The sequence below is a fragment of the Anabaenopsis tanganyikae CS-531 genome, assembly GCF_029891675.1.
Classification (GTDB): domain Bacteria; phylum Cyanobacteriota; class Cyanobacteriia; order Cyanobacteriales; family Nostocaceae; genus Anabaenopsis; species Anabaenopsis arnoldii.
This window is the reverse complement of the sequence record NZ_JANQDF010000130.1, coordinates 1-4,959: the sequence shown is the minus strand read 5'-3', so window position 1 is coordinate 4,959 and position 4,959 is coordinate 1. Positions and strand designations below refer to the sequence as shown.

Here is a 4,959-nt window from a genome sequence, read left to right as displayed (position 1 = left end):
ACGTTGGATATCGCCGTCGATGATTCGTTCCAGAATGGCGAGGAATTTTTTCCGTTTAAAATTGAGTCCGCTGCCAACTTCTGAAATAATTTCAGCCTCTGGATATCTTGTGCGTAAGTGTTCAAGTTGTCGTTTTCCTTGGGAGTGACATGCTGCATCAAAACTTCATTAAATCAACTACTTTTAGTCTAGGGTGATTTAGTAATATTTACTCGTTTTAAGCAACTAAGCTACAATTAGTTACACGTCTAAAAATCGAATTGCATAATTCATCATTATTGTTCCTTAGCTTTCGTATTTTTCATAAGCAGCGACAATGCGTTGAACCAAGGGATGGCGGACAACATCTTTTTGAGTGAATTCACAAAAGCCAATACCTTCAACATTTTTGAGAACTTGTAAGGCTACAGCTAGTCCGGATTTTTGGTTCAGGGGTAAATCTGTTTGTGTAGTGTCACCTGTAATTACCATCCGAGAGCGGAAACCCAAACGAGTCAATACCATTTTCATTTGGGCGGGTGTAGTATTTTGGGCTTCATCGACAATTACAAAAGCATGGTTGAGGGTGCGTCCTCGCATATAAGCAAGGGGAGCAACTTCAATGACACCACGTTCCATTAAACTGGGGACTTTTTCTTGATCAATAAATTCATAGATAGCATCGTAAAGGGGGCGAAGATAGGGATTAACTTTTTGCTGCAAATCTCCCGGTAGAAAGCCCAGTTTTTCCCCCGCTTCCACAGCCGGACGGGTTAAAATTAACTTTTCCACCTGGTTATTCAGGAGTGCTTGCACAGCAACGACAACAGCCAGATAAGTTTTACCTGTTCCCGCCGGGCCAATGCAGAATGTTAAGTCATGCTTACGGATATCTTGAATGTATTCGCGTTGGCGAAAGGTTTTGGCACGAATTTCTTCACCGCGAAGAGTTTTAGCTAAAACATCTCGCTGTAATTCTTGCAGTTCTCCTTGGCGATGATTATCTAGGGCTTGACGAGCTGTTAAAATATCGGCACTAGAGATAGTGTTGCCCTTAATCCAGATTTCTTCAAGCGATCGCACCAATTGAGCCGCCAGATGAACTTGCGCCTCCGTACCACCAATATGTAGTTCTTGCCCACGCAACACCAAATTAGCCCCTGTTTGCCGGGATAAGAGTTTGAGATTTTCCTCTCTATCACCGCCAAGAGCGATCGCACTGGGAATATTAGGCAGCTGAATGATTAAGGCATCTGCCATAAGTATGTATTGCTTAATTTATGCAATTCGTTTTTTGACAACTAAATTAATTTTAAATTGAGAACTTTTGACAAAAAAACGGAATATCTGAGCGGGATTAAACCAACGCTCAGACTTTCTCTTAGTTAACTAGTGAGTCTTGGTTTGACAACTGGTCTGGGTATATTTACATTTGTGTCTCGTGTTTTAGGTTCTGACGATTGCTGTCCGCGCGCTGCCGAAGGCGATCGCTCTTGCTGGTCGTCCTCAGAAGACATTCCATCTCGACCTAAACCATTGCTGCCGTACATATCCAGGTAGACTGATTGTCCAGCAACTTCCGCCGCAGCCGCAATCACCGTTCTCATTGCCTGAATATTGCGTCCTCCTCGACCAAACACTTTACCCTTATCTTTGCTATCAAAGGCAATGCGAATCCAAACCCGTTTAAGCCCGTGAGCAGTCTCACAATCAATACTTAAACTTTCTGGAGATTCTAAAAATGGCTGCATCAAAAACCTAACTAACCCAACATAATTGGGACTAGCATTGAGAGATTTAATTCCGGAGTTAAGATGCGGTTGTGGCACTGACCTGTTCAAAAACATTGGCTTTTACTAAAATGCTACGGACGGTATCAGTGGGTTGGGCGCCTTGTTGGAGTCGCTTGACGATACCGGGAACATCTAGTCGCACTTCATCAGTTCTGGGGTTGTAGAATCCCAGTTCTTCCAGGGGACGGCCATCACGGCGAGCAAGGCTGTTAATGGCGATAATGCGGTAACTTGCTTCCCGCTTTTTGCCGTATCGCTTCAAGCGCAATTTAATCATGGTTGAGGAACAATTCTCCTAATCGTATTGGTTGGTACTAAAATGACAATTTTAGCACTTGCCTAGCATTAGCTGCTAGGAATCATGAACGGTGGAAAAATTCTAAAGATTGCCGAAGCCCTTCTTCTTTTTATCTTTGTTCTTTTTCTTCTTCGTGGTAGCACCGCTATTATAACCCCGCCATCCAGGAGCCGAGGGAGGATTAGCACCACCGGCAAAAAGATTGCCCATACCGCCGCCGCCAAACATTCCTGGCATTCCTGCCGGCATTCGACCTTGTCCCATTTGCTGCATCAGACCGCGCATTTTTTGGAAATCAGCCACTAATTTACTCACATCGGGCTCTCTATAACCAGATCCCTGAGCGATGCGCCGCCGCCGACTCGGAGAACTCGCCAATAAATCCGGGTCTTGGCGTTCTTGGCGGGTCATGGAGTTAATCATGGACTCGCAGCGCTTGAGCTGGGTTTCTCCCTCCTTCAGTTTGTCATCGGAAATCTTGTTCATACCGGGAATCATCTTCATAATCCCGCCTAATGAACCCATATTTTTCAACAAACGCAACTGCTTGAGGAAGTCATTAAAGTCAAACTTTGCTGAAAGGATTTTATCCTGCATTTTTTCAGCATCGGCCAGGTCAAATTCTTCCTGAGCTTTTTCTACCAGAGAAAGAACATCACCCATACCCAGAATCCGAGAAGCCATGCGGTCAGGATAAAAGGGTTGTAGCGCCTCCACCTTCTCACCTACACCCACGAACTTAATGGGCGCTCCTGAAATCTGTCGGACTGACAGCGCCGCACCACCACGGCTATCACCATCTAATTTGGTCAGAATCGCCCCTGTAATGCCGATTTGTTCGTGAAAGGTGCGGGTGAGATTTGCTGCCTCTTGACCAGTCATAGCGTCTACAACTAGCAAGGTTTCATGAGGTTGAACAGTAGCTTTGATGCGGGCTAGTTCCCCCATCATCTCCTCATCAATTTGCAGACGGCCAGCGGTATCAATAATTACTGTGTTCACACCCTCCGCCTTGGCACGTTCCACACCTTGGCGGGCTATTTCTACCGGGTCTGCATCACTTCCCATCTCAAACACTGGGACGTTAATTTGCTTACCCAAGGTCAGTAGCTGGTCAATAGCGGCTGGGCGGTATACATCTGTGGCTACCAATAAACAGGTACGCTCTAATTTCCGTAAATGTAAGGCTAACTTAGCAGTAGCTGTGGTTTTACCAGTACCTTGTAACCCAGCCATTAACACAATTGTTGGCTTCTGCTGAGTCTCGGCCAGGGGAACATTTTCCTCCCCCATGACCCGCACCAATTCATCGTGAACAATTTTGATAAATTGCTGGTCAGGTCGCACACCAGTCAGCACTTCGGCTCCCTGTGCTTTGGTTTCGACTTCGCCAATAAAATCTTTAACTACCTGGAGATTGACATCTGCTTCCAACAAGGCGCGGCGTACTTCCCGCAAAGCATCTTGAATATTGGATGGAGATATTTTGTCCTGTCCCCGTAGCTTCTTCCAGGCACTTTCTAAACGTTCAGATAAAGCATCAAACATAATGTAATTACAGGTAATTCGCCAATGGGTAAGCCCAAATCACCCCGGTTAAAACCTTCTGGGGCGATTTAGAATTTACGGTCAAGTTGTCGCGTGCTATTTACAGCTTAGTAGTTTTTATCCCGACTTGAACAATTCACTAGTATTGCCTTCTAACTGTGTGCCATTAGTGGGAGCGATCGCTAGGCTGGCGGGATCTTGAATGGTGAGCACTCCATCGGTTAAAGTACCCACTTGCTGCTGAATAATTTGTGCTGTAACTAAATCTAAAAAGCATCAAGACCTGGTACAGCAACATTAGCAAAACAATTTGACTACCCTATCTAGTGAATCTGTTTAAAGCCTTTTTCAGGCTCATGAAGTACACACCAATTCCCTATTCCCTGTTCCCTGTTCCCTGTTCCCTGTTCCCTAAAACTAAAAAAATTTGTACCTCACGAGCATGGTAAATGCTATATTCAGACTCAAGTATTTAAAAGGTTTAGGGATGTAGCGGTAAAAACCCCCACATTCAAATCCTATGATACTCTCCTTTCAATATGCTTCTATACAGGAATTTCGGGAACAGAAAGACCTACCGATCGTTGGGCTACACGAGCAGCATCCAATGCAGACAATTCTCCGTTACCTGTAATGTCTCCCAGAATAAGCGGATCAGTGACTGGGAAGGCTCTAAATCCTGTATCCAACCCTACACTCACCCGTGCAATCAAGGAGGCATCAAGAGCGCTGTACTCTTGATTTCCTGTGGTATCTCCGAACTTTGCTACTAGTTGGACTGCACTATCTCCCACCAATCCAGCACCTGGAATGATTTCTAATAAACCAGAATTACCGTAGGTCGCACTCTCAGGAACCTCAGCTGTGAGGAAAATTAAATCGGTGTTATTGCTCAAAGCAGGTCCAGCCAGGGTAAACACAGCTTGTCCTGTTAAAGGATCAATGGTATTAGAGGTGAAATTCCAACCCGATGATGGAGCTACATTTGCTTCCGTAATATTCAGGATACCCGGATCATATTGCAAGGTGAAGCTAATATTATCAACACCGTTGGGGTTACTTATCCGGATGGGTAGACCAATGAGGTTATCCCCCGCGGGAACATCTACACCTTGACCCGGTGCGCGGCTAAAGTCAGGTAAGCTCAGGACTGGTGCTGTCTGACTCTCCACCGTAAATTCCAATTGAAATTGACCACCTGGGGTACCATCACGATCTACATCGATTAACTCACCGTTAGTATAGACCAAGCCATCTGGGCGGCTCTCCAGGGTCAGGGTGTAACTACCCGGTTCTAGGATATCACCAGTCTTAACAAAGGTGAGGGTCTTAGCAGTTTCA

General features: G+C 45.4%; 5 protein-coding genes. All 5 read right to left on the bottom strand.

Annotated elements, in window-relative coordinates; translation table 11 throughout:
- Positions 1–285: 285 nt before the first annotated feature.
- Positions 286–1,239 carry a PhoH family protein gene (locus NWP22_RS12935; RefSeq protein ID WP_271731875.1) on the bottom strand — a complete coding sequence of 318 codons (954 nt, stop codon included), beginning with the start codon at positions 1,237–1,239 and terminating at the stop codon, positions 286–288.
- 125 nt (positions 1,240–1,364) lie between these two features.
- Entirely contained in the window at positions 1,365–1,826 is a 462-nt protein-coding gene (locus tag NWP22_RS12930; protein WP_280801974.1) for a KH domain-containing protein, read from the bottom strand.
- Positions 1,789–2,049, bottom strand: a complete 261-nt coding sequence (rpsP, locus tag NWP22_RS12925) for a 30S ribosomal protein S16 (RefSeq protein ID WP_200987113.1) — start codon at positions 2,047–2,049, stop codon at positions 1,789–1,791. The genes NWP22_RS12930 and rpsP overlap by 38 nt, the downstream gene beginning before the upstream one ends.
- 102 nt (positions 2,050–2,151) lie before the next feature.
- Entirely contained in the window at positions 2,152–3,618 is a 1,467-nt protein-coding gene (ffh, locus tag NWP22_RS12920; protein ID WP_271731878.1) for a signal recognition particle protein, read from the bottom strand.
- 545 nt (positions 3,619–4,163) lie between these two features.
- On the bottom strand, positions 4,164–4,959 hold a 796-nt coding region (locus tag NWP22_RS12915; RefSeq protein ID WP_280801973.1), incomplete at its 5' end, for a cohesin domain-containing protein.

Coding starts and splice junctions, on each gene's coding strand:
- NWP22_RS12935 (WP_271731875.1), bottom strand. CDS start 1,239: ATGGCAGATGCCTTAATCATTCAGCTGCCTAATATTCCCAGTGCGATC.
- NWP22_RS12930 (WP_280801974.1), bottom strand. CDS start 1,826: ATGTTTTTGAACAGGTCAGTGCCACAACCGCATCTTAACTCCGGAATT.
- rpsP (WP_200987113.1), bottom strand. CDS start 2,049: ATGATTAAATTGCGCTTGAAGCGATACGGCAAAAAGCGGGAAGCAAGT.
- ffh (WP_271731878.1), bottom strand. CDS start 3,618: ATGTTTGATGCTTTATCTGAACGTTTAGAAAGTGCCTGGAAGAAGCTA.